Origin of the sequence: Streptomyces sp. YS-3 (genome assembly GCF_045257485.1) — a bacterium.
Classification (GTDB): domain Bacteria; phylum Actinomycetota; class Actinomycetes; order Streptomycetales; family Streptomycetaceae; genus Streptomyces.
The window spans coordinates 1-670 of record NZ_JBJHPC010001164.1 but is presented as its reverse complement, the minus strand read 5'-3'; the positions used below and the strand labels follow the sequence as shown (position 1 = coordinate 670).

Annotated in this window: 2 protein-coding genes; one reads left to right on the top strand and one right to left on the bottom strand. The window is 72.2% G+C overall.

The features are described 5' to 3' along the window. On the bottom strand, positions 1–325 hold a 325-nt coding region (locus tag ACJA3G_RS38115), incomplete at its 3' end, for a CU044_2847 family protein (protein ID WP_406557565.1). Between the two features lie 134 nt (positions 326–459). On the opposite strand from ACJA3G_RS38115, the gene ACJA3G_RS38110 reads away from it, so the two are divergent. Continuing rightward, positions 460–642 (top strand): DUF6104 family protein, encoded by a 183-nt coding sequence (locus tag ACJA3G_RS38110; RefSeq protein ID WP_101390066.1) that lies wholly within the window; start codon positions 460–462, stop codon positions 640–642. Positions 643–670 lie beyond the last annotated feature (28 nt).

Here is a 670-nt window from a genome sequence, read left to right as displayed (position 1 = left end):
CCGGCCGGTCCTCCCGGCGCCACACCAGCGTGACCTGGATGGACGTCTTCGCCTCCCCGTCGGCGAGGACGGCGACGGCCGCCCCGGCCCGGACCGCCAGCTCGACACCGAAGCTGACGGTCGCCTCGTCGGGCCGCGCGGCTGCGGCGGCGTCCAGCACGGACCGCCCGACCCCGGCGATCAGCTCGCTGAGCCGTTCCACCTTGGCGACGGCGTTCTCGATCACGCCGACGTCGTCGTCGTCCGCCGCGTACCCCCCGGCGGCGGACACCCGGGCGAGCACCACGGCCCCGCCCGGCAGCTCGATCTCCCGTACATGCGCCATGGCCGCCCCCTGAACCAGTCGCAAGCTCCCCTGACTTGAGATGACGAGGGTAATCGGCCCGGCGGTTGCAGGGGACCCCTTCAGAGCGGCGGATACCCTGGAGGGGAACACCCCCGTACGTTCAGGAGCACGTTGTGTACTTCACCGACCGCGGCATCGAGGAGCTGGCGAAGCGGCGCGGCGAGGAGGAGGTCACCTTCGAGTGGCTTGCCGACCAGCTGCGCACGTTCGTCGACCTGAACCCGGACTTCGAGGTCCCGGTCGAACGCCTCGCCACGTGGCTGGCCCGCCTCGACGACGAGGACGAGGACGAGTAGCCGCACCCCTCGCCCGGGACCCCCTCCC